Origin of the sequence: Curtobacterium sp. YR515 (genome assembly GCF_900113095.1) — a bacterium.
Classification (GTDB): Bacteria; Actinomycetota; Actinomycetes; order Actinomycetales; family Microbacteriaceae; genus Curtobacterium.
The window spans coordinates 633,269-654,659 of record NZ_FOOD01000002.1; the positions used below are offsets into that span (position 1 = coordinate 633,269).

21 protein-coding genes are annotated in these 21,391 nt (G+C 69.5%); 14 read left to right on the forward strand and 7 right to left on the reverse strand.

Annotated elements, in window-relative coordinates; genetic code table 11:
- Positions 1–43: 43 nt before the first annotated feature.
- The 3 genes from BM028_RS07820 to BM028_RS07830 all read left to right on the forward strand — a co-directional run bounded on the left by BM028_RS07820 (position 44) and on the right by BM028_RS07830 (position 1,665).
- A complete protein-coding gene (locus BM028_RS07820; RefSeq protein ID WP_092385692.1) occupies positions 44–601 on the forward strand; it encodes a MarR family winged helix-turn-helix transcriptional regulator in 558 nt (185 codons plus the stop codon).
- Between the two features lie 68 nt (positions 602–669).
- Positions 670–1,278, forward strand: coding sequence for a TetR/AcrR family transcriptional regulator (locus BM028_RS07825; RefSeq protein ID WP_071294276.1), 609 nt, complete (start codon positions 670–672; stop codon positions 1,276–1,278).
- A gap of 75 nt (positions 1,279–1,353) precedes the next feature.
- Entirely contained in the window at positions 1,354–1,665 is a 312-nt protein-coding gene (locus BM028_RS07830) for a YciI-like protein (RefSeq protein WP_070417398.1), read from the forward strand.
- A gap of 29 nt (positions 1,666–1,694) precedes the next feature.
- Here BM028_RS07830 and BM028_RS07835 read toward each other — a convergent pair whose 3' ends face one another.
- Together BM028_RS07835 and BM028_RS07840 are read right to left on the reverse strand one after the other, a co-directional pair.
- Positions 1,695–2,168, reverse strand: coding sequence for a hypothetical protein (locus tag BM028_RS07835; RefSeq protein ID WP_139201811.1), 474 nt, complete (start codon positions 2,166–2,168; stop codon positions 1,695–1,697).
- A 68-nt stretch (positions 2,169–2,236) separates the two neighbouring features.
- Complete coding sequence (locus BM028_RS07840; protein ID WP_070417396.1) at positions 2,237–2,791, reverse strand: TetR/AcrR family transcriptional regulator; 555 nt, start codon at positions 2,789–2,791, stop codon at positions 2,237–2,239.
- A 64-nt stretch (positions 2,792–2,855) separates the two neighbouring features.
- On the opposite strand from BM028_RS07840, the gene BM028_RS07845 reads away from it, so the two are divergent.
- The 5 genes from BM028_RS07845 to BM028_RS18205 all read left to right on the forward strand — a co-directional run bounded on the left by BM028_RS07845 (position 2,856) and on the right by BM028_RS18205 (position 11,477).
- A complete protein-coding gene (locus BM028_RS07845) occupies positions 2,856–3,599 on the forward strand; it encodes an NADH(P)-binding protein (protein WP_092385694.1) in 744 nt (247 codons plus the stop codon).
- Positions 3,600–3,781: 182 nt separating this feature from the next.
- The gene (locus BM028_RS07850) at positions 3,782–5,065 is read left to right on the forward strand and encodes an SGNH/GDSL hydrolase family protein (protein ID WP_092385695.1); all 1,284 of its coding nucleotides are present in this window, start codon (positions 3,782–3,784) and stop codon (positions 5,063–5,065) included.
- Between the two features lie 192 nt (positions 5,066–5,257).
- A complete protein-coding gene (locus tag BM028_RS07855; RefSeq protein WP_092385697.1) occupies positions 5,258–9,625 on the forward strand; it encodes an RHS repeat-associated core domain-containing protein in 4,368 nt (1,455 codons plus the stop codon).
- Between the two features lie 208 nt (positions 9,626–9,833).
- Entirely contained in the window at positions 9,834–10,985 is a 1,152-nt protein-coding gene (locus BM028_RS07860) for an RHS repeat protein (RefSeq protein ID WP_092385699.1), read from the forward strand.
- 12 nt (positions 10,986–10,997) lie between these two features.
- Positions 10,998–11,477: an RHS repeat-associated core domain-containing protein gene (locus BM028_RS18205; protein WP_139219777.1), complete on the forward strand. Its 480-nt coding sequence runs from the start codon at positions 10,998–11,000 to the stop codon at positions 11,475–11,477.
- Between the two features lie 533 nt (positions 11,478–12,010).
- On the opposite strand, the gene BM028_RS07865 is transcribed toward BM028_RS18205, so the two are convergent.
- Both BM028_RS07865 and BM028_RS07870 read right to left on the reverse strand, forming a co-directional pair.
- Positions 12,011–13,114, reverse strand: a complete 1,104-nt coding sequence (locus BM028_RS07865) for a Gfo/Idh/MocA family protein (RefSeq protein WP_071302235.1) — start codon at positions 13,112–13,114, stop codon at positions 12,011–12,013.
- Positions 13,111–13,911 (reverse strand): sugar phosphate isomerase/epimerase family protein, encoded by an 801-nt coding sequence (locus BM028_RS07870; protein WP_175475662.1) that lies wholly within the window; start codon positions 13,909–13,911, stop codon positions 13,111–13,113. The genes BM028_RS07865 and BM028_RS07870 overlap by 4 nt, the downstream gene beginning before the upstream one ends.
- A 257-nt stretch (positions 13,912–14,168) precedes the next feature.
- Between BM028_RS07870 and BM028_RS07875 the strand changes: the two genes are divergently transcribed.
- The 4 genes from BM028_RS07875 to BM028_RS07890 all read left to right on the forward strand — a co-directional run bounded on the left by BM028_RS07875 (position 14,169) and on the right by BM028_RS07890 (position 18,784).
- The gene (locus BM028_RS07875) at positions 14,169–15,464 is read left to right on the forward strand and encodes an MFS transporter (RefSeq protein ID WP_071294300.1); all 1,296 of its coding nucleotides are present in this window, start codon (positions 14,169–14,171) and stop codon (positions 15,462–15,464) included.
- Positions 15,465–15,468: 4 nt separating this feature from the next.
- Positions 15,469–16,677 carry an MFS transporter gene (locus tag BM028_RS07880; protein WP_092385701.1) on the forward strand — a complete coding sequence of 403 codons (1,209 nt, stop codon included), beginning with the start codon at positions 15,469–15,471 and terminating at the stop codon, positions 16,675–16,677.
- An 86-nt stretch (positions 16,678–16,763) separates the two neighbouring features.
- Positions 16,764–18,086 carry a carboxylesterase family protein gene (locus BM028_RS07885; RefSeq protein ID WP_092385703.1) on the forward strand — a complete coding sequence of 441 codons (1,323 nt, stop codon included), beginning with the start codon at positions 16,764–16,766 and terminating at the stop codon, positions 18,084–18,086.
- Between the two features lie 107 nt (positions 18,087–18,193).
- Positions 18,194–18,784, forward strand: a complete 591-nt coding sequence (locus BM028_RS07890) for a TetR/AcrR family transcriptional regulator (RefSeq protein WP_070417389.1) — start codon at positions 18,194–18,196, stop codon at positions 18,782–18,784.
- Positions 18,785–18,803: 19 nt separating this feature from the next.
- Here BM028_RS07890 and BM028_RS07895 read toward each other — a convergent pair whose 3' ends face one another.
- Positions 18,804–19,424, reverse strand: a complete 621-nt coding sequence (locus BM028_RS07895; protein ID WP_092385843.1) for a GNAT family N-acetyltransferase — start codon at positions 19,422–19,424, stop codon at positions 18,804–18,806.
- A gap of 116 nt (positions 19,425–19,540) precedes the next feature.
- Here BM028_RS07895 and BM028_RS07900 point away from each other — a divergent pair, with 116 nt between their 5' ends.
- Positions 19,541–19,981: an NUDIX hydrolase gene (locus tag BM028_RS07900; RefSeq protein ID WP_092385705.1), complete on the forward strand. Its 441-nt coding sequence runs from the start codon at positions 19,541–19,543 to the stop codon at positions 19,979–19,981.
- A gap of 34 nt (positions 19,982–20,015) precedes the next feature.
- Here the strand turns inward: BM028_RS07900 and BM028_RS07905 are convergent, their stop codons facing one another.
- Together BM028_RS07905 and BM028_RS07910 are read right to left on the reverse strand one after the other, a co-directional pair.
- Complete coding sequence (locus BM028_RS07905) at positions 20,016–20,213, reverse strand: hypothetical protein (RefSeq protein ID WP_092385707.1); 198 nt, start codon at positions 20,211–20,213, stop codon at positions 20,016–20,018.
- A gap of 90 nt (positions 20,214–20,303) precedes the next feature.
- Positions 20,304–20,672 (reverse strand): VOC family protein, encoded by a 369-nt coding sequence (locus tag BM028_RS07910; RefSeq protein ID WP_071294305.1) that lies wholly within the window; start codon positions 20,670–20,672, stop codon positions 20,304–20,306.
- Positions 20,673–20,741: 69 nt separating this feature from the next.
- On the opposite strand from BM028_RS07910, the gene BM028_RS07915 reads away from it, so the two are divergent.
- Positions 20,742–21,368 carry a nucleoside/nucleotide kinase family protein gene (locus BM028_RS07915; protein ID WP_092385845.1) on the forward strand — a complete coding sequence of 209 codons (627 nt, stop codon included), beginning with the start codon at positions 20,742–20,744 and terminating at the stop codon, positions 21,366–21,368.
- Positions 21,369–21,391 lie beyond the last annotated feature (23 nt).

The following is a 21,391-nucleotide window of genomic DNA, read 5'->3' on the forward strand; positions in this document are numbered from 1 at the left end:
CCGCACCCCCGATCCGCACCAGGCAGAGAGCACACCCGACCAGATGCCGTTGACCGTCGTCCGCCGCGAGCACATGCACCTCTACGCCCGGGAACCCCGGTCGCGTGCCGCGAAGGGCGCCGTGGACGCGCTCCTCCGCCTGCAGCACGCCGAGGAGCAGCAGCTCGAACAGGCCCGGTCGGAGAGCGGTCTCACCAAGAACGAGTTCCTCGCCGTCCGGTACATGCTCCAGGCGCACCGGGACGGCCGGGCGATGGGGCCCAAGGACCTCGCCGTCATGCTCAACGTCTCGAACGCGTCGGTGACGAAGATCGTCGACGGGCTCGTCGAGAAGGGCGACCTCGTCCGCGCCCCGCACCCCACCGACCGTCGGGCACAGGTGCTCGAGCCCACGGTGCAGGCTGCGAAGAAGATCGACGCGTCCTACGCACGCTTCCACGAAGCCGTGGTCGAGGTGATGGACCACCTGTCCTCCGAGGAGAACGACGTCCTCGCACGCTGCCTCGTCCAGATCACCGAGGCCCTCGTCGGTGGCGCGCACGCTCCCGTCGACGAGTACACGGTCGACCCGGACGGCGACGCGGAGCCGTACGACTCCTGAACCGAGCGGTCCGTGACGGCGCCGAGCCGCGCCTCCCGGAAAAAACCTTCCAGCGGTAAGTTGGGCGCATGACGCACCCTGCCGACGACGACGCGGCCCTGCCGCGACGCGGCTACCGCAAGGGTGCCGAACGACGGACGCAGATCCTCGACGAGACGATCCGCATGGTCGCCGAGCAGGGTGTCGACGCGTCGTCGCTGCGATCCGTCGCCGACGCCCTCGGCATCACCCACGCGGCGCTGCGGCACTACTTCCCGAGCCGCGACGAACTGCTGCTCGCGGTCTACCGCGAGCACGAGGTCCGCGAGCAGGGGGCACCGGACCGGATGAAGTCTGCGATCGGGGACATGCGGGAGAGCGCCTCGCGGAATCGCGCGGTGCCAGGGCTGGTGCAGCTGTACACGACCCTGGCGGCCGATGCCGTGCAGGAGGGGCACCCCGCCACGCGGGAGTTCATGCGGGAACGGTTCACCCGGCTGCGGGCGGACCTGGCGGAGTTGATCGAGGCGGACCAGGCGTCCGGGCGGATCCGGGCCGACCTGGACCCTGTCGACCTGGCGTCCCTGAGCATCGCGGCGTCGGACGGACTGCAGGTGCAGTGGCTGCTCGACCCCGACGCGGTCGACGGCGAGCGGGTGCTGCGGTTGCTCGAGCAGATCGTGCCGCCGGCGGGCTGACCGGACCCGCCGGTCCTGCCACACTCGTGTCAGCGGGGCCGTGGGTCCCGCTGACGACCGGATCGGAGCAGGACCATGCACGCCGTACTCGAGTACACCTACGTCGACGACTACCTCGAGCGCCGAGATGCGTTCCGCCAGCAGCACCTCCGGGCGGCCTGGGCTGCGGCGGAGCGCGGCGAGCTGCTCCTCGGCGGTGCGGTCGGCGAGGGGACCGGACCGTTCACTGCGCTGATCGTCTTCGTCGGCGACGACGCGCTCGGGCGTGCGCGGGCGTTCGCGGCGACGGACCCGTACGTGACCGGGGGACTCGTGACGTCGTGGACCGCGCGACCGTGGACGACCGTGGTGGGCGATCTGGCGGCGGGACCGGTCCGCCCCGACTGAGGCTCTCGGGAACCGGCGACGGCGTCGGGTCAGCCGTAGCCCTCGTCGGTCAGGCGCCAGCCGGCCGGCGTGTGGCGGAAGCAGAACTGCCACCCGGGGAGCACGCCGGGTTCGGCGCCCGTCATGTTCGTCTCGGTGACGTCGACCGGGATGCACTCCTCCGCCGCCCGGCCCGTCTCCTTCGCGCTCAGTCGCGAGACCGCCCCGATGTGCCGGTAGCCGAGCAGGTCGGGGTGGTCGTCGAACCACGAGGACGGGGTTCGTCCGCCGCACCAGGCCGTGTCCGAGCCGCCGCTGTCGTCGGTGAGGGCCTCGGTGACAGCACAGTCGTGGGCCTTCGCGGCGCGGAGGTAGACGCGGAGGACCTGTTCGGAGGACGCGCTCGCGGGCGGGAGTCGCGCGGCCACGGTCTGCGCGTGCGTCACCGACAGCACCGTCGCCGTGCCGGCCGCCACGAGCACGGCGGCGACCACCCCTCCGAGCACGAGCCGACGTCTCCCCACGGCGCTCATCCTGGCAGGGGGTGGACCCGCCGATCGCCCGGTGCAGCTGCGAGTGGGTGAGGGCGCGTTCAGTTGCGCGGCAGCCCTGCGACGTACGCGCCGAGCACCGCTCGGTCGTCCACGGGCGCGACCCCCGCGACGCGGTAGAGGAGCAGTGCATCGACGAGTCCGACGAGGTCGACCGCGGATCGCCGGGGGTCGTCGACGCCGATGCGGTCGAGCAGGTCCTCCGCCGTGGCGAGCAGCGCGGCGCGCACCGGGTCGGCGCCGGTGAGGGGTGCGCGGAGCGCTTCGTCGTCCCGGAGCTCCAGGAGGAGGGCCAGGCGAGCGGCTTGCGCCTCCGCCCGCTCTGCGAGGCCCTGGAGGAACGTGGCGGCGACCTCGACGACCGTCGCGTCGTCGAGTGGCTCGGGGAGACGCAACGCGCCCAGCTCCGTCGACAGCTGCTCCGTGATGCGCGCGACGACGAGCGCGGTCAGTTCGCGCCGCGTCGACGCGTAGTACGAGGTCGATCCGGCAGGCACGCCGGCCTCGGTGTCGACTGCCCGGTGCGTCAGGGCTCGGACCCCACCGCGAGCAGTGAGCCGTACTCCCGCGTCCGCCAGGTCCTCGCGTCGCCCCATGCTCTTCCCCTCTCGCCTCTACCATCGTAGTGTTCTCTACGGATGTAGAGCCGAAGGGGGCAGGATGCGGGTTGCAGTGGTCGGAGGCGGGATCTCCGGAGTCGCGATCGAGGCAGCGCTGGGGGCACACGGCTGCTCGGTCACGAGGTTGTCCCGGTCCTCGGGGTTCGACGTACTCGCGGACGACGCGGTCGATCGGCTGGCGTCGGTCCGGCCGCAGGTCATCGTCGAGGCGACCGGACGGTTCACGACGAGTCGGCGGCGTGCGACGGACTTCTTCACGCGCTCGACGGCGGTGGTCGGCGCGGCGGCCGAACGGTCCGGGGCGCGACACGTGCTGCTGTCCATCCTCAACTGCACCAGGTCCGAGGTGCAGGGCTACGGGTACTTCGCCGGCAAGACCGCACAGGAGCAGGCAGCGGGAGCGGCGGGCCGGGGCACCACGATCGTCCGTTCGGCCCAGTGGTTCGAGTTCGCCGCGCAGAACCTCGAGCGGTTGCGCGTCGGGCCGATCGCGTTCGTGCCGCGGATGACCATCGCCCCGGTGTCGCTCGCAGCGGTGGCGACGGTGGTCGCCGAGGTCGCGACGGGCCGGCGGACCGCGCCGGTCGTGGAGGTCGCCGGACCCGAGACGACGTCCCTGTGGGCGATGACGACGGCGCTGCCGCATCCCGGCGTGGTGCCCGTCCCGATGCCGATCCCGGGCCGCACGGGCCGGGCGTTCCGGGACGGGGCGCTCCTGCCCGCGGGAGACGTCGAGGTGGTCGGCCCGAGGTTCCACGAGTGGCTCGCAGCCCGCGACCGGTAGCGCTCGCCCGACCCACCGGTCCGGTCCGGTCGTCATCTCTAGGCGGTGCGTTGCCCCGTTCCTCTGCGTGTCACGCGAACGGGGAGCAGAAGGTGAGCTTGTTTCTGCCCTAGCGTAGGCGGGGGTGCGATCGATGCGCCCGTATCTGTCGCGGCGCATGGGGCGTCCGGAGGGGGACGAACATGCGCACGACCCGTGGCCACCGCTCTGCCGTGATCACGGCGGCCACTGCCGTCCTCGCGGTCATCGGTGCGCTCCTACCGAGCGGTGTGCAGGCCGCTCCGTCGCCCGGCAACGACGCGCTGCGTGGTGTGCGGTACGCCGCGTACGGTCACTCGTTCGGACAGGTGCAACTCGGTTCCGATTCGGTGCCGAGCCGGATGTACCCGTCCATGGTCCGCACGAGCCTCGGCGCGGATCCGACGCTCTGGTCGAACGAGACCATCAGCGGGGCCTCGACGGCGCAGATCCTCGACCGCGCGCGCTCGACGTGGAACCGCGGCGACTACGGGGTCGTCTCGTACCTCGGGAACCAGAACGACGTCGGCCGCCACGTGCCCGAGGCCACGTTCAAGGCGAACGTCCGGGGCTTCATCGACTGGGTGCGGGGAACCGGGCCGTTCCCACCCACGATCGTCATCGTGCTCGACACGCCGTCGACGACGAAGGGCTACGCGTGGTACCCGTCACCCCCGACCGACGCTGACGTCGTCCGGTACAACCGCTACCTCCGCAGCGTCGTCGCGGCGTACCCGAAGGACGGATCGGTCATCATCGCCGATGCCTTCACCGGATGGAACAAGGCGACGATGATCGGGCCCGACGGGCAGCACCCGAACGACGTCGGGCAGGCGCACATCACCGAGGCGATCACCTCAGCACTGAGCGGTGTGCGATTCCGTGAGGGGCAGAACGTCCTGACGCCGGCGCCGGCGGTTCGCTACGACTCGTTCAACCGGCCCGACATGATCACCGGACTCGGCAAGGACCTGCACGGCCGGTCCTACTCCACGGTCGGCGGAGTGAAGTACGGCATCTCTGGTGGCCGTGCCTACCGAGCCAGCAGCGGGGCCGTTCGTGAATCCGCGGCCACCGTCGACACGAAGAAGGCTGCGGTCGACATCAGCCTCACCATGACGGCGATCTCCTCGAAGGGTGCGGGGCCGGTGTGGCGACTGAGCAGCGCCAAGGACTACTTCGTGCTCGACGTCCACGGGTCGGGCAAGGGCAACGCGAAGGTCTACAAGCGGGTCAACGGGCGGTTCATCCAGATCGGCAAGGCCCTGAGCCGCGAGGTCAAGCCGGGCTCGACCGTGCGGGTCCGGGCCGACGGCGCGAAGATCAAGGTCTACGTCGACGGTCCCGCCGTGTACTCCAGCGCGGACAGCTTCAACGGGTCCGCCACGAGGAGCGGTGTCCGGATCACCGACACTCGTGCACGGCTCGACGACCTCGTGATCCGGTAGGGCCGGAGCCCTATCGGTTCGGACGCGGAACTTTCTACCCCCTGTAGTGGGGGAGCAGTGGTGAGGGATGCTCCGTAGCGTTCTGTGTGGTTGCACAGTGCCGTCATGGGGGCGGATTCGCTGGTGGTGACCTGTTGAGGGGTTCTGCGCGTGTTCGCGACGTCGCCGTTGTCTGTTCGTTCTCGTTGGGTCGTGCTGGCCGTCGTCACGCTGGTGGCGCTGCTGGGGTCGTTGTTGGCGGTGGTCTCGCCACCTGCTCCGGCGCAGGCGGTCGCGACGGGTACGGGTGGGCAGTTCGTGCCGTTGCCGACCAACGCCAGGATCTTCGACGGCGCCACGCCTGCCGGGTCGTCGACGACGGTGCCGGTCGCCGGGGTGAAGGGGATCCCCGCTGACGGTGTCGGCGCGATCAGTGTGCTGGCGACGGTCGCGGACGCGAACGGCACCGGGCAGCTGAAGGGTCGAGCGGAGTCGAGCGACGGGCCGACGCTGCTGATGATCTACGGCAGCGGAGTGGCGGGGAACACGTCGAACACGTCGTTGCTCGCGGTCGGGGACGACGGATCCATCCGGATCGACACGACGACTGCGCAGTCGCGGGTGATCCTGGACGTGACCGGCTACTACACGTCCACGGCGAACGGTGTCGGTGCTGGCGGGTTCGTTCCGCTGTCCGGGACCCGGATCGCGAACACGGCGGACGGCACGAACGTGCGGCAGGGTGCCCTGTCGGGTGGGGACAGCATCACGTTCCAGGTCACCGGCAAGGGTGGCGTTCCGACGAACGCGGCCGCGGTCGCGGTCAGTGTCGTGGTGCAGAACACCGGCGGTGGGGCCGGGTGGGTGCGTCCGTCGCCGTCCGATGGGCCGAAGAGCACGGGGTCGTTGAACTACCCGTCGACGAAGCTGACCACTGCGATGAGCGCGCAGGTCGCTGTCGGCTCCGATGGGAAGATCACGATCGACAACGCTCCCGACGGCGGCACCGTGCAGATCCAGGTCGACGTGCAGGGGTACTTCGTCCCCAGCAACCCGGGTGGCGGGTTCACTCCGGGAACGGGCCGAATCGTCGACACCCGCACGTCCTCGAGCGTCGGCGCGAACGCATCGGTCGCGGTGCAGGTCGCCGGCGTCGCCGGCATCGGGACGATCGAGGGCGGGCTGTCTGCTGTCGCGGTGACGGTCACGGCGATCCACTCGGGTACGACCGGCGGGTACGCGAAGGCATGGGCGGACGGTTCCTCCGAGCCCACCGGGGCGGTCATCGGGTACGCGCCGACGTCGTCGATCCGGACGACGACGGCGATCCTGCCCGTGGGGTCGAACGGGAAGGTGCGGATCCAGAACGTTTCCTCGGGGACCACGGACTTCGTGCTCGACCTGCAGGGCACCTACAACTGGCTGCCGGGCGGACCCGTGTCGACGAACGTCACCGGGCAACGGACGTCCGCGACGACGTTGCCGTTCCCGATCTCGGACCAGACCAACGCGAGCGTCGACGTCGGCACCGGAAACCTGCTCGTCACCACGAGTGCGCTGACCCTGCCGGGTGTGACGCAGAGCACGACGATCGGTGCTGCGTACAACTCGCGGTCGACGACGACGGCGAACAGCAACACGATCGAAGCGAACCGGTGGCAGTACGCCCTCGCTGGTGCCGGGGACCTGTCGGCGAACGCCGCGGGTGTGGTCTACACGGACGCGGTCGGGACGGCGTGGCAGTTCAAGCCCACCGGGACCGCTGGTGCGTTCACGTCCCCGCCAGGCCTGCAGATGACATTGGCGCGGGTCGCGAACGCGACGACGCGGGAGTACACGTTGACGTCGTGGACGACGAACCAGGTCATCCACTTCACCCTCGGCGGCCAGCCCACGAGCGTGAACGACCGCAACGGCAACCAGGTCAGCTTCAACAAGGCTGCCGACGGGTTCTCCCTCGGCACCCTGGTCTCCACGGCGGGCACGACGGGTGCGAAGACGGCGAAGGTGTCCTACGCGAACGGCACGACCACGTTCACGCAGACCGCCGGGTCCAGCAGCCGCCGCGTGTCGTGGGCGAAGAACAGCAGCGGTGACATCACCACGTACACGGACGCGACCGGTGCGAGGACGACGTTCGGGTACTCGGGCGGGGACCTCACCTCGATCACCGCACCGACCGGCGGGGTGACCTCGTTCACGTACGACTCCACCAAGCGGGTCACGAAGGTGTCGCAGGCGAACACCACCGCCGGATCCCCGGGTACCGCGGTGACCCGGTTCGCGTACACGGACGGGGACACCACGCAGGTCGCCGACCCCCGCTCCGACCAGGGCCAGCCGGTGGCGACTGCGGACCACACCACGTACACGCTGGATGCGAACGACCTCGTCTTGAAGACGGTGGACGCGGCTGGACGTGAACGATCCAAGATGTACAACGCTGCGAACAACGGTGTCGCGAAGTCGACGATCGGTGCGGCCGGCGACAGTGGGACGGGAACGACGTCGAATGAGTACGGCAAGAACCAGAGCCAGTCGCTGACGAAGTCCACCACCGGGTCCGGCTCATCGAGCTCGATGGAGTACGGGTCCGGGTCTGCGACGGCGTACCTGCCGTCCAAGGTCACTGACAGCTCCGGCAACAGCATCACTATGGGGTATGACGGTGTCGGGAACCAGACGTCCTCGCAGTCTGGATCGGACTCGAGCGTTCAGGCGAAGGTGGCGTACAACGACGACGGCTCGGTGAAGAGTGCGACGGCGCCGGGAAACGGATCGAACTCGACCACGTACTCCTACGACGGCAACAAGCAGCTGTCGAAGATCACCCCGCCCACTGGCACGAGCCTTGGCGTGAAGACCTACACGTACGACGCGTTCGGCCGCGTTGCGACCGAGACCGACGGCCGTGGGAACACGACTACGTACGGATATGACGCTGACGATCGGAACACGTCTACTGCGTTCAGTGACGGTACCGCGACGGTGACCAACGTCTACGACGACAACGGCAACCAGACCAGCCAGACCTCCGCCACTGGCACGATCACCAACACCTACGACCAGCGCAACCGGCTGGTGTCCACGGCAAACACCGCCGGGGGCGGGACCGTGTCGTACGGGTACGACCTCGCCGGGAACACGGCGCAGGTGACGGACTCCACGGGCACTGTCTCCCACACGTTCGACGCATCCGAGAAGCTCACCGCGACGACGTACCCGACGAGCTCGGGCACGGCGAAGCAGATCTACCTCACCGACCCGCAGGGCCGCCGCACCGACACGTGGCTCGGCGCCGACACGTCGGCAATGCCTGGTGTGGCGCCGTCCTCGTGGAGCGCGCACCAGAAGCTGTCCTACGACAAGTCCGGCAAGGTCACCAGGGTGCAGGCGTGGGCTTCGAACGAGGACCCGCAGCTCGTCTTCGACACCGACTACTGCTACATGGCCACCACGACTGCCCCGACGTGCACCGTGTCGTCGGCGAACGACCGAACGAAGCTGCAGTGGGCGAAGGACAACATCACCGGGCAGGTGACCACCTACGCGTACAAGAACAGCGACGGCACCCCCAGCAAGCACCTCACCGGGATCACGCAGACCGGCGGTACCAACCCGACGAACTGGACATACACGTACGACGCCGCTGGTAACCGCACGGAGGCCAAGGCCACCAACGCGACCACCAGTGCCGTGATCAGTGACCAGAAGCTGACCTACAACGCCGCCGCGCAGATCACCACGGATGGGTACACATACGACGGGACCGGCAACCTCACCGCGGCGCCGGGGGAGACGTACACGTACAACGGGGCGCAGCAGCTGACCTCGTCCACGAAGAACGGGACGACAACGAGCTACGAGTACGCCGGCGGCGACATGAACAAGCTGCTCACGCAGTCCACGGACGGAAGCGCGGAGTACGACTACACGTATGGCACCACCGACCAGAACGGCGTCCCAGTGATCGCCACCCGCGAGCAGGTCGGCACCGGCACCGCGTCGGTCCTGTCCGACCCGGTGACCGGGCAGCCGCTGGATCTCCGCACCAGCGACAACGTCACCAGCCTCTACGTCCTGGACGGCATCGGGAACCCGACCACGTCGATCGCCGACACCGGCAAGATCGCGTACCAAGTCACCTACGACGCCTATGGCGTCGAGACCGTCACCAAGGGAAGGACCAGCCTGCAGTGGCAGCAGAACCCCTACGGGTACAAGACCGGTCTCCGCTCCGGCAGCAGCGACGCGGGACTGACGAAGTTCGGGTACCGGTGGCAGTCCGCTACGACGGGCCAGTGGATTGAGCGAGATACCCTCGACGCACCCCTCGACCCCACAAATGCTAACCGATACGCATTCGTTGGGTGCGACCCAATCAACGGAAGCGACCCGACGGGGCGGGGACAAGGCTTCTGCGCCGTTAATACAGGTCTATTGCTACTTGCAACCGTGGGGGCCATCGCCTCCGTCATCGTCCCAGGACCCGGATGGCTCGTCGGAGTGGCTCTTGCGGGTTATGCCGGAACGGTCTACGGCACGGTCACTGCATGCTATTCCGGTTACGATGACTATTGATTGAAGCCTAAAATGAAGATTCTTTCCTTGGCGCTGATGTTAGGCGCTGTCGTTGCTCTCGTTCTGGTTTTTGTAGCGCACGCAGTCCCCCTCCGTGTCGTATATGGACTGGTTTTTGCCGCGTTCGCCGTACTTAGTGTCTACTTCTGGAGGACGGCGACTCGTTCCTCGAAGGGAGGAAACGGTAAGGTGTGATGGTGGTCTGACGGTGACGAACACGTACGACGGCAACGGCAACCAGCTCACGCAGCAGTCCGCGACCGGCACGATCACGAACACGTTCGACCAGCGCAACCGGCTCATCTCCACGGTCAACACCGCCGGCGGCGGAACCATCGAGTACGCCTACGACCTCGCCGGAAACACGCACGCGGTGACCGATCAGCACGGCACCGTCACGCACGACTACGACGCCGCGAACGTGCTCACCGCGACGACGTACCCGACCGGCGACGGCGGCGCGGCGAAGCAGCTGTACACCAACGACGACCTCGGCCGCCGCACCGACGTGTGGTTGAACGCGACCGCCAATGCGGACCCGACCAAGGATCCGACGTCGTGGCAGGCCCACCAGCACATCACCTACGGTGCGTCGAACAAGATCACCCGCGTCCAGGCGTGGCAGGGCAGCGACAAGGCGACGGCCGTCGTCGACGATTCGTACTGCTACATCACCGGCATCGCCGTCGGTGGCGATTGCTCCGCGGTGAAGAGCGCGAACGACACCGACAAGATCCAGTGGGCCAAGGACAACACCACCGGGCAGACGACGTCGTACACGTACGACTCGAACAGCCGCCTCACCAAGGCAGCGCAGGCTGGCGGTGCGACGAACACGACGTGGGCGTACACGTACGACGCGGCGGGGAACCGGCTCACCGCGAAGCAGACCGGTGACACCACGAGCTCGCAGACGTTGACGTACAACGCGGTCGGGCAGATCACCTCGACCGGGTACGCGTACGACGGGGTCGGGAACCTCACTGCAGCACCGGAGGAGACGTTCACGTACAACGACGCGCAGCAGCTGACCGCGTCGACGAAGAACGGTGTCACTACCCGATACGAGTACGCCGGCGCCGACATGAACAAGCTCCTCAAGCAGTCCACGGACGGGGGAGCGGAGTACGACTACACGTATGGCACCTCCGACCAGAACGGCGTCCCAGTGATCACCAGCCGCACCGTCGCCGGCACGGGGACTGCGTCGGTGATCAGCGACCCGACGACCGGGCAGCCGATGGACTTGCAGACCACCGATGGTGTGACGAGCATGTGGGTCATCGACGGGATCGGGAACCCTGCCGCAGCGATCGCGGACACCGGCGGCACCGCGTACACGGTCAGCTACGACCCCTAGGGTGGCGAATCTGTGGCCACGGGCGGCACGAGTGCGCAATGGCTGCAGAACCCGTACGGATTCAAGACCGGGGTCCGCTCGTCCAGCACCGACAACGGGCTCACGAAGTTCGGTTACCGATGGCAGTCGAGCGTCACCGGCGGCTGGCTTCAACGCGACACCCTCGACGCACCACTGAGCCCAACCGACGCCAATAGGTACGCCTACGCGGGGGCGGATTCAATCAACGGGCACGATGCGACGGGCAACTTGTCGTCATTTGGGACCTATGCGAGCCAATGTGCGTTGGGAGCGACGACCAGCTTTGGGATCGGCCTTGCATTGGGAACTTCTTACACGCCTGCCACAGCACTTGGCGAGGTGGCCGTGGGTTGTGCGATCAACGTAGGCACTCAATATATTAGTGACACCGTTTCAGTAGGAGCGGGAAATGGTGTGGCTTATGGAGACTTCCTCCTCACTGTTGGCAAAATCGCAAAGGCTGTTCGATGACCGCTGTCCTTGGGATCATCGTTTTGGTGATAGTTGCTGCTCTGATTGCATTTCGTGCAACTCGATGGGGAAATGCTGCACGAGATCGCGTCGAGGGTAAACCGCAAAAGCCAGTCACTCCGGGCACTTGGGTTGTTCTCGGCCTAGTCATTGCACTTTCGGCGACAGCTTTCATCTTTCAGTTGGCGATAAATTGATTCAGAGGGGTTTCCAGCGGAGTCCTACGATGCCGTGGATGAAATCGATCAGGGGGAGCACGAACGTGAAGCCGAACACGATCGACACGAGGCCGAGTACTTTGCTCGCGACGCGCATTCCTGTGGTGGCGCGCGCTTAGACCTCTTGGACCTCGTGTGAGTCGTCGATACAGACTGCCGGAGGCCGAGTTCTGCCGGTTACCGGTCCGACGTTCCACGAGCGGCTCGCGACCGCACGGCCGTAGCCGACGCACCGGAGCCGCGCCGCGCCTCCTGGCCCCCAACACGCAGAACGGCCGGCCCCTGTCGGAGCCGGCCGTCCTGCGGAGCGGGAACCTACGCGGTGAGCACCGCAGCCGACGGATCGAAGTCCTCCGGCAGCGGCGGGACACGGTCCACCGTCGACGTGATGTCGACGGCGGAACCCGACGCCGCAGCGTCGCGGATGCCGAGCAGCACGTCGAGGACGTGCAGCGCGACCGCACCCGAGGCACGCTCGGGACGGTCCTCGGCGATGGCGCGGGCGAGCTCGACGACCCCGGTGCCACGACCCCAGGTGGAGCCGATCGCCTCGAGGGTCTCGGGCTCCTCCTGGCCGTAGCGCCAGAGCTGCGACGAGCCCTCGAACGTGTTCGGGTCCGGCAGCGAGATCGTGCCGAGCGTGCCGTTGATCTCGACGAAGCCCATGCGCGGCAGCGCGTGCTGGAACGAGAACGTCGACTGGGCGGACTGCCCGCCGGCGAACTCGATCAGCGCGGCGTGGTGCGTGGGGACCTCGACCGGGAACGTCTCGCCGGCGCGGGGGCCGGACGCGATCGTGCGACGGTCGAGCGACTTCGAGGACACGGCCTGCACGCGGCTGGCGGTGCCGAACGCGTGCACGAGGGTCGTCACGTAGTACGGGCCCATGTCGAACAGGGGACCGGCGCCCTCGGCGAACAGGAAGTCCGGGTTCGGGTGCCACGCCTCGGGTCCGGGCACGTGGAACAGCGTCGTCGCGGTCAGCGGCTCGCCGATGTCACCGCGGGCGATGGCACGGAGCGCCGTCTGGATGCCCGCGCCGAGCACGGTGTCCGGCGCGGTCGCGACCCGGAGTCCCTTCGACGCAGCGGAGGCGAGCACCGCGGCGGCCGACTCGTGGTCGGTCGCGATCGGCTTCTCGCTCCACACGTGCTTGCCGGCGTCGATGATCTGCTGGTCGACCTCGGCGTGGGCCGCCGGGATCGTCAGGTTGATCACGATGCTGATGTCGTCGCGGGCGAGGAGCTCCTCGACCGAGCCGGACGCGCCGACCCCGTACTCCGCTGCCTGGGCCGCTGCGCGGTCGAGCAGCACGTCGGCGACGAACCGGACCTCGACGTCGGCGAACTTGGTCAGGTTCTCCAGGTACTGCGTGGAGATGTTGCCGGCACCGATGATGCCGATCCCGACACGGGTCACTTGTCGTTGTCCTTCAGCCAGGCGAGGGACTCGGTGATGCCCTCGAAGACGTCGCCGGAGTACGCGTCGAACTCGACGACGCGGATGGCCTGCGGCGCCGCGGCGAGGATGGCAGGGACGTCGACGTCGCCCTGACCGGCGGGGGTCTGGTTCTCGAAGGCACGCTGCAGCGCCTCGGGGACCACGAGCGCGCTCTCGGACGAGGGCAGCGCGGTGAGGATGTCGCCGTCGACCTTGCCGTCCTTGACGTGGATCGCGACGACGCGGTCGCCGAGCGACTTCAGGACGGCGGGGGCGTCCGCGCCACCGACGGTCGCCCAGAAGGTGTCGAGCTCGAGCACCGTCTCCGGGCTGATCTGCGAGACGAAGTGGTCGTAGACCGTGCGGCCGTCGACCTTGTTCGTGAACTCCCACTGGTGGTTGTGGTAGCCGAACTTGAGGCCGCGCGAGGCTGCCTCGGCGGTGAGGACGTTGACGCGCTCGGCGATCTTCGCGACGTCGTCGGCGGTCTGCCAGCGGTCGGTCGGGATGAACGGGTCGATGACGGTCTGGATGCCGAGGCGCTCGGCCGCGTCCCAGATCGGGGCGGTGTCCTCGGCGTCGATCACGGCGACGTGGCCGGACGGGGCCGTGAGGCCGGTGGCGGCGAAGGCGCGCTCGAGGTCCGCGGCACGCTCGACGAACGCGTAGGGCTCGACGTTCTCGTACCCGATCTCGGCGACACGGGCGATCGCCTTGTCGAGGTCTTCCGCGATGGCGTCGCGCAGCGAGTACAGCTGCACAGAGGTGGTGGGCATTGCGTGAGGCTCCTTCGGTCCTGACTGGGTGTCGCGGCACCGGGTGTCGCAGCACCGGGTGTCGCAGTCCGTCGAGGAGCGATGCTCCACGGCGAGATCGATGACGACGCTACCCCAAAAACCACCCGGTGTGTAGTTTTTGCTGCGCTCCGTGACGCACGCCGCTGCATGAACGACACCTGTCGATGTATGCTCAGCCAGTCAAAACCGTGCGCAAGACGGTTTTGGACGGCGAAGCATCGACTCAAGGAGGCGTCATGAGCACACCCGAACCCGGCAGCCCGGCACTGCTGAACCCCGAAGAGGGCATCACGCAGCCGGTCAGCACGATGCGGGTGGGCATCGGCTACCAGATCGCGCTGTTCCTCGGACAGTTCGGCCTCTTCGTCGCGCTCATGGCACCGGTCTACGTGAGCATGCAGCTCAAGGCGCAGGCCCTCGTCGGGGACGACGCCGCGAACGTCATCGGCTCCGTCCTGCCGATCGGTGCGTTCGGCGCGCTCATCATGAACCCCCTGGCCGGCGCGCTGTCCGACCGCACCCGCACCCGCTGGGGCCGGCGTCGTCCGTGGCTCATGAGCGGCGTCGTCGTCTTCGCGATCGCACTCGCCTGGATCGCCTACGCACCCGACGTGCTCAACCTGACGCTCGCGTGGCTGCTCGCCCAGCTCGCCGCCAACGCGACCCTCGCCACCCTGCTGGCGAGCTTCGCCGACAACGTCCCGCAGCTCCAGCGCGGCCGGTCGTCGAGCATCATCGCGCTCGCGCAGAACCTCGCCGTGCTCGCCGGCACCTACCTGTCGGTGTTCTTCGTCGCGAACCTGCCCGTGCTGTTCATCGCGCCCGGCATCCTGGCGATCATCCTGGTCGCCGTCTACGCGGTCGTCGCCCGGGACGAGCTGCCGACGTACACGCTCAAGAAGTTCACGTTCCTCAACCTCATCTCGTCGTTCTGGACGAACCCGATCAAGAACCCGGACTTCGCGTTCGCGTGGTGGTCGCGCTTCCTGATCATCCTCGCGACGTTCATGTTCACGACGTACCGGCTGCTCTACATGCAGGAGCACATCGGCATCGAGGACGCGAAGCAGGCCACCGAGGCCGTCGCGTTCGGCGTGCTGCTCTACACGATCGCGCTCCTGGTCAGCGCGGCGCTCTCGGGGTGGGCGTCCGACAAGCTGGGTCGCCGCAAGGTGTTCGTCGGCGGCTCGACGGCCCTCTTCGCGGTGGGCCTCGTCGTCCTCGCGCACGCCGAGACCGTGAACGGCTTCTACGTCGCCGAGGTCATCATGGGCTTCGCCTACGGGATCTACTCCGCGATCGACACCGCACTCGTCGTCGACGTGCTCCCGAACGCCGACCGTCCCGGCAAGGACCTCGGCGTCATCAACATCGCGAACGCGCTGCCCCAGTCACTCGCGCCGGCGATCTCGCTCTTCTTCCTGTCGATCGGCAGCTCGCACGCCGACAACTACGTCCTCATGTGCTGGGCCGCGGGTGTCGTCGCACTCCTCGGCGCCCTTGTGGTGATCCCCATCAAGCGGGTTCGATAGCCGGATGCACCAGCTCGGGGTCGACGAGGACCGCAGACAGCTCGCCGGGTGGCGGAACGCCATCGTCATCGCATTCGCGATCGGTGGGGTGAGCCTCGCTGCGTGGGGTCCGCGGCTGCCCGAGCTCCGGCTCGAGCTCGGTGTGGACGTCGGGACCATCGGACTCATGCTCGGCGGCGTCACGATCGGGTCCATCGGCGGCCTGCTCAGCGCGGCCCCGCTGCTGCGCCGACTCGGCGGGCGCCGGGCGCTCACCGCGGTGGTCGTGCTGGTCCCGGTCGCGATCGCCGTCATCGGGACGGCAGCCGCGCTCCACTCCGTCCCGCTGGCAGCGGTCGGGTTCGTGGTCGCCGGCGCGGGCATCGGCTCGCTGGACGTGATGGCGAACGTCGAGGGCACGGCGATCGAGGCGCTCGCGGGGCGCACGCTGCTCCCGCTGATGCACGCGGCCTGGTCGGGAGGCGCGGCCCTCGGCGCCGGGATCGCCGCCCTCTGCGCGTGGCTCGGCATCACCCCGTCGGCGCAGCTCCTCGGTGAGGCCGTCGTCATCCTCGTGGTCGGTGTGCTCGCGATGCGGGGCATCCCGGACGGCACCCGTGCCGAGGAACACGACACGACGCTCACACCCCGGCAGCGACTCCGGCAGTGGGCACGAGGGTGGGCGGACGTCCGACTGCTCCTCATCGGGGTGGTCATGCTCGGCGTCGAACTCGGTGAGGGCTCGGCGAACAACTGGCTCGCCCTCGCCACCACCGACGGGCACGGGCAGACCGCGGCCGTCGGTGCGCTGTTCTTCACGGTGTTCGCCGTCTCCGAGGCGGCCACCCGTGTCTTCGCCGGACCCGTCGTGGACCGGCTCGGTCGAGTGCGGACCGTGCGGTGGACGACCGCGCTCGGCATCGTCGGCGCCGTGCTCTTCATCGTCGGCGGGAGCTGGTGGCTCACCCTCGTGGGCGTCGTGCTCTGGGCTGTCGGCGTCTCGATGGGCTTCCCGCTCGGGATGTCGGCGGCGGCGCAGAGCGGCCCGAACCCGGCGGCCCGTGTCAGCGTCGTCGCCTCGATCGGGTACTTCGCGAACTTCGCGGGGCCGCCCGTGATCGGTGCGATCGCGGAGCACGTCGGCGCGCTGAGCGCGCTCTGGCTGGTGGCGGTGCTGTTCGTCGCGGCGTTCGCCGCGTCCGGCTCGTTGCGGCCCGTCGTGCGCCGCGACTGACGGAGGGACTGCGGGACGGGAGGCGCGGTGCGGGCCCGCACCGTCCCTCCAGGCCGTCCACTGGTCACGCTGGCTAGCGTGGACGGATGCTCGACGCCGCCTCGCTGACCTGGGACCCACCTGCCGGACGCATCACCGGCGTCGCGGACGGGAGTGTCGTCCGGGCCCTCGGCATCCCCTACGCCCGTGCCGAGCGCTTCGCCGTCCCGGAGCCGGTCCCCGCGTTCGCCGAGCCGTTCCCGGCGACCACCCCGTCGCCCGTGGCGCCGCAGTCGCAGGCGACCTTCGTCGACCAGCTGCTCCACCCGGTGGAGGGACTCGTCGTCGACGAGCACTGCCAGCGGCTGTCGATCACGGTGCCCGCCGACGCCCGGCCGGACGAGCGGCTGCCCGTCATCGTCTGGATCCACGGCGGCTCCTACGTCATCGGCGGCGGTGACCTGCCGATCTACGACGCGCGCGACCTCGTCACGGAGCAGCGGGTCGTGTTCGTCTCGGTGACGTTCCGGCTCGGTGTGCTCGGGTTCCTCGGCGACGGGGAGACCGTCCCGGCGAACCTCGGGCTGCTCGACCTCGTCGAGGCGCTGCGCTGGGTGCAGGCGAACATCGCGGCCTTCGGCGGCGACCCGGACCTCGTCACCGTGGCTGGGCAGTCCGCCGGCGGCGACGCCGCGGCCCACCTCATGATCAGCGACGGAGCAGCCGGCCTCTTCCGGCGGGTGATCGTCCAGAGTGCACCGCTCGGGCTGTCGCGGGGTCGGGCGCGGATGAACCGGGCGATGGTCCGGGCCGTCGGGGCCGTGCTCCCGGACACCCCGCTCGACGAGGTGCTCGATCGCCAGGCCCTCGGCAGCCGCGCCGCCGCGCCCTTCGGGTTGCCCGGAGGCATGCCCTACGGCACCCAGTACGGGTTCGCGCCGCTCCCCGCCGAGCGTGACACCGGGCAGGCCTGGCGCGACGCGGCTCCGGACGTCGACGTCCTGATCGGCTCCGGTGCGGACGAGACCGCGATGTACGTGCCGCTGATCCCCGGGCTGCGATCACTCGCCCGGGTGCGAGCCGTGCGACCGCTGCTGCGCTGGCTGCTCGTGCGCCCGCTGTCCGAGGTCATCTACGGGCGGGACGTCCGTCGGTTCGCGGCGCGGCACCGGGCCGCCGGTGGTCGGGCGACCTCGTACCGGCTGCACCGCGGCGCGACCGTGCAGCCGACCGGGGCCGTGCACATGAGCGACCTGCCGCTGCTGCTCGGCGGTCGCGAGGCCTGGGCCGGCTCGCGCTTCGTGCCGCAGCGGGACTGGCCCGAGGTCGAGCGGCGCGGGCGGGCCTTCCGGGCGATCTGGGCGGAGTTCGCGCGGACCGGTCGGGTCACCGCGGCGGACGACGAGACGCTGACGTTCGACCGGGGCTGACGGGGCGCCGGGTACCTGCCCCTCCGGCGGGGCTGGCGCGGTGAGCCTCGTACCACCCCTGAACTGGCGACTCGCGGGGCCGCCGGGTCCCCCGGAGAATCGACGGCATGCCCGAGTCCGACGCCGACCTGCGCGCCCGCATCGTCACGGGCGCCATCGAGGCGTACCGCGCGTCGGACTTCCACACCGTCGGTCCCGCCGAGGTCGCCGCCCACGCCGAGGTCCCCGAAGCCGAGGTCCGACGCGTCTACCCGCTGTGGGAGCTCCTCGTCGTCGCGGTCATGGACCGGTGGAACAACGGCAGCCGTCGTGCGCTGTGGGTCGTCGCCGAGCGCTCGGGCGCGGTCGCGTACCTCCGCGCGCGACTCGAGGTCGGCCGTGACGACCCCGCACTGGTCCGGCTCCGGGTCGCGTTGCTCAGTGCCGCCTCGAGCCCCGACCACCCCGCGGCCGGCTGGTTCCGCGGGCAGTACACCCGCTCGTTCGAGGACGTGACGCTCGCCCTCGTGCGGGACGTCGTCGCCGGACGGGAGCCGCGCGGCACCTCGCCCCGGCACGCCGCCGAGCAGCTCGTCGCCCTCTACGAAGGGCTGCAGCTGCAGTCGCTCCTCCGCGACGACGCCGATCCCCTCGCCGGGTTCGACCGGGCGGTCGCACGGATGCGGGTCGGCTGGGCGTCTGCCGCCGCGACCGTCTGAGCGGACACGGGCCTGGTCGTCAGCAGTCCTTCCGGTAGACCCAGCGACGCGGCGTCGGGTGCGACACCTCGGTGAAGCCCGCCGACTCGAACACCGAACGCGGCCCGACGAACATCGCGCCGCCGCCGTCCGTCGCACCCGGAGCCGGTTCCGTCGGGTACCCCTCGACCGCCGTCGCACCCGATCGACGCGCGTGGTCCACCGCCCCGCCGAGCAGCGCGCGGCTGACGCCCTGCCGACGGAAGCCCCGCCGGACGACGAAGCACGAGACCACCCAGACCGCCGGGTCGTCGGGGTCCTCGTCACGCCCGCTCCACGGCACCTTCGCGCCGCGCAGCCGCACCAGCCCGGGCCGGGGTTCGACCGCCACCCACCCCACCGGTTCGCCGTCACGGTAGGCGACCACTCCGGTCGTCGTGCGTGCCGCGGGGTCGTCACAGCCGGTCTCCCGGTGGAAGCGCTCGCGGCGTTCGTCGTTCGGCATCGCCCGGAACTCCGCCGCCGAGGCCTTGAACCACCGACACCAGCAGTGCGCGGGATCGCCGCGCTCGCCGAAGACCAGTTCGAGGTCCGTCCAGGCCACCTCGTTCGCGGGCAGGCAGGTGATCGCGCCGAGGGGCGTCGGGGTCGAGGTCGTCATCGTCACCGTCCGGGAGAGCGTCGGTACGGGGCACGGTAGTCCGGTCCCGGCGCGTCGGTCCTGGAGGCGCGGCGCGGCTCGCCGACGTCGGCGCACGCACCTGGCATGGTCGGCTGATGGAGTACACGGACTACGACACGCGGCTCGCCGCCTACGGCGTGATCACCGACGGTGACCGGGTGCTCCTCGCCAAGCTCCGGATCCCCGAGGCGGGGACGTGGACGCTCCCCGGCGGCGGGGTCGAGTTCGACGAGAGCGTCGAGCAGGCCGTCGTCCGCGAGATCCGGGAGGAGACCGGGTACGAGGCGTCCGTCGGGGAGCTGCTCGGCGTGCGGCACCACATCGTGCCGGCCGAGCGCCGCATCCACGCGAACGGCCGGGCGATGAAGGCCGTGCAGGTGGTCTTCCGGGCGTCGATCACCGGTGGGGCGCTGCGTTCCGAGGAGGACGGGTCGACCGACGAGGCCGCGTGGATCCCGATCGCGGATCTGCCGCACCGTCGGCACGGGCTCGTCGTGCCGATCGCCCTCAGCTGGGCCGGCGTCCTGCCCCGCTGACCCGCTGACCCGCCCGGATGCGGGCCGGTGCGTTTCAGCAGGGCCGTGGCCGACTGCGGTCGCCCAGCAGGAACGAGATGTTGTCGAGTGTCTCGCGGGCGCAGTACTCGTCGACATCGAGGTCTCGCCACGCCTCGATGGGGGCGAACTCACGTTCGTCCAGGTTCCACTTGCGGTACAACTCGGCGCGCTCAGCACGCAGCTCGTCGTGATCGGCGATCCGTATCAGCATTGCGGTCTCTCCTTCGTCGGGAGAGCGAGCGTAGGACGGCCTCGGACGCGCGCGCGAGCTTTCTGCATACAGAATGTCGCGCGACTCCCGCTACTGCTCGAGGACGCTCAGCACGTTGCCCGAGGGGTCGGTGAACCACGCGATGAGTGGGCCGCCCTTGCGGTTCACGCCCTTCTCGTCGGTCATCCCCTCGTAGTGCAGGAAGGGCACACCCTTCGCCGCGAGTTCGTCCACGGCGTCGTCGACCGACGGCACCGGGAAGTTCAGCACCGTGAAGGACGCCGGCTCGTGCGCGGGACCCTTGGGGTAGACGAGCACGCCGTGCCCGTCGCCGAGCTGCAGGAAGAGCATGCCGTGGTCCTCGGTGACCTCGACCCCCAGGACGTCCTCGTAGAACGCCTTCGCCTCGGGCACGTCACGCACCGAGAACCCGCTGAACGCCTTCGTCGCATCGACCATGCGGCAAGTGAACCACCCGGGACCGGTGTCGGCGCGCTCTGCCAGGATGAAGCCGTGCTCCCGCCCGAGATGTCCGTCGACGACGCGGTCGACCGCGCGATCCGGCTCGCCGCGGACGGACAGCGGACCGTGGTCGGCATCGCCGGCGCTCCCGGTGCCGGCAAGTCGACGCTCGCACGCCGGATCGTCGCGGGGGTGGACGCAGCGCTCGGTGCCGGCACCGCCGTGCAGGTCCCGATGGACGGCTTCCACCTGGCGAACACGGCGCTGGACGCCCTCGGCCGCCACGACCGCAAGGGCGCGATCGACACCTTCGACGGAGACGGCTACGTCGCGCTCGTCCGTCGGCTGATCGCAGGCGACGAGGCCGTGGTGTGGGCACCCGACTTCGACCGGCGCGTCGACGAACCCGTCGCGGGCAGCATCGCCGTCCCGCAGCGCACCCGGCTCGTGGTGTCCGAGGGGAACTACCTGCTCGACGACAGCGATCCCTGGGCAGCGCTCGCCGACCTCTTCACCGAGACGTGGTTCTGCGCCGTGGACGACACCGTGCGCGTCGATCGTCTGGTGGGCCGGCACATGCGGCACGGCCGCGACCACGAGGCGGCCCGCACCTGGGCGGTCGAGGTCGACGGTGTGAACGCGGTGCGGGTCGCACCCACGGTGATCCGCGCCTCCAGGACCGTCCGGACGTGACCACGAGACCCCAGCGACGACCA

Excerpts from the sequence above, each read along its gene's own strand:
- BM028_RS07840 (WP_070417396.1), bottom strand. The coding sequence starts at position 2,791 with ATGGGGCGACGCGAGGACCTGGCGGACGCGGGAGTACGGCTCACTGCT.
- BM028_RS07875 (WP_071294300.1), top strand. The coding sequence starts at position 14,169 with ATGAGCACACCCGAACCCGGCAGCCCGGCACTGCTGAACCCCGAAGAG.
- BM028_RS07830 (WP_070417398.1), top strand. The coding sequence starts at position 1,354 with ATGCACGCCGTACTCGAGTACACCTACGTCGACGACTACCTCGAGCGC.
- BM028_RS07900 (WP_092385705.1), top strand. The coding sequence starts at position 19,541 with ATGGAGTACACGGACTACGACACGCGGCTCGCCGCCTACGGCGTGATC.
- BM028_RS07895 (WP_092385843.1), bottom strand. The coding sequence starts at position 19,424 with ATGACGACCTCGACCCCGACGCCCCTCGGCGCGATCACCTGCCTGCCC.
- BM028_RS07850 (WP_092385695.1), top strand. The coding sequence starts at position 3,782 with ATGCGCACGACCCGTGGCCACCGCTCTGCCGTGATCACGGCGGCCACT.
- BM028_RS07825 (WP_071294276.1), top strand. The coding sequence starts at position 670 with ATGACGCACCCTGCCGACGACGACGCGGCCCTGCCGCGACGCGGCTAC.
- BM028_RS07870 (WP_175475662.1), bottom strand. The coding sequence starts at position 13,911 with ATGCCCACCACCTCTGTGCAGCTGTACTCGCTGCGCGACGCCATCGCG.
- BM028_RS07910 (WP_071294305.1), bottom strand. The coding sequence starts at position 20,672 with ATGGTCGATGCGACGAAGGCGTTCAGCGGGTTCTCGGTGCGTGACGTG.
- BM028_RS07820 (WP_092385692.1), top strand. The coding sequence starts at position 44 with ATGCCGTTGACCGTCGTCCGCCGCGAGCACATGCACCTCTACGCCCGG.
- BM028_RS07915 (WP_092385845.1), top strand. The coding sequence starts at position 20,742 with ATGTCCGTCGACGACGCGGTCGACCGCGCGATCCGGCTCGCCGCGGAC.
- BM028_RS07885 (WP_092385703.1), top strand. The coding sequence starts at position 16,764 with ATGCTCGACGCCGCCTCGCTGACCTGGGACCCACCTGCCGGACGCATC.
- BM028_RS07905 (WP_092385707.1), bottom strand. The coding sequence starts at position 20,213 with ATGCTGATACGGATCGCCGATCACGACGAGCTGCGTGCTGAGCGCGCC.
- BM028_RS07845 (WP_092385694.1), top strand. The coding sequence starts at position 2,856 with ATGCGGGTTGCAGTGGTCGGAGGCGGGATCTCCGGAGTCGCGATCGAG.
- BM028_RS07880 (WP_092385701.1), top strand. The coding sequence starts at position 15,469 with ATGCACCAGCTCGGGGTCGACGAGGACCGCAGACAGCTCGCCGGGTGG.
- BM028_RS07890 (WP_070417389.1), top strand. The coding sequence starts at position 18,194 with ATGCCCGAGTCCGACGCCGACCTGCGCGCCCGCATCGTCACGGGCGCC.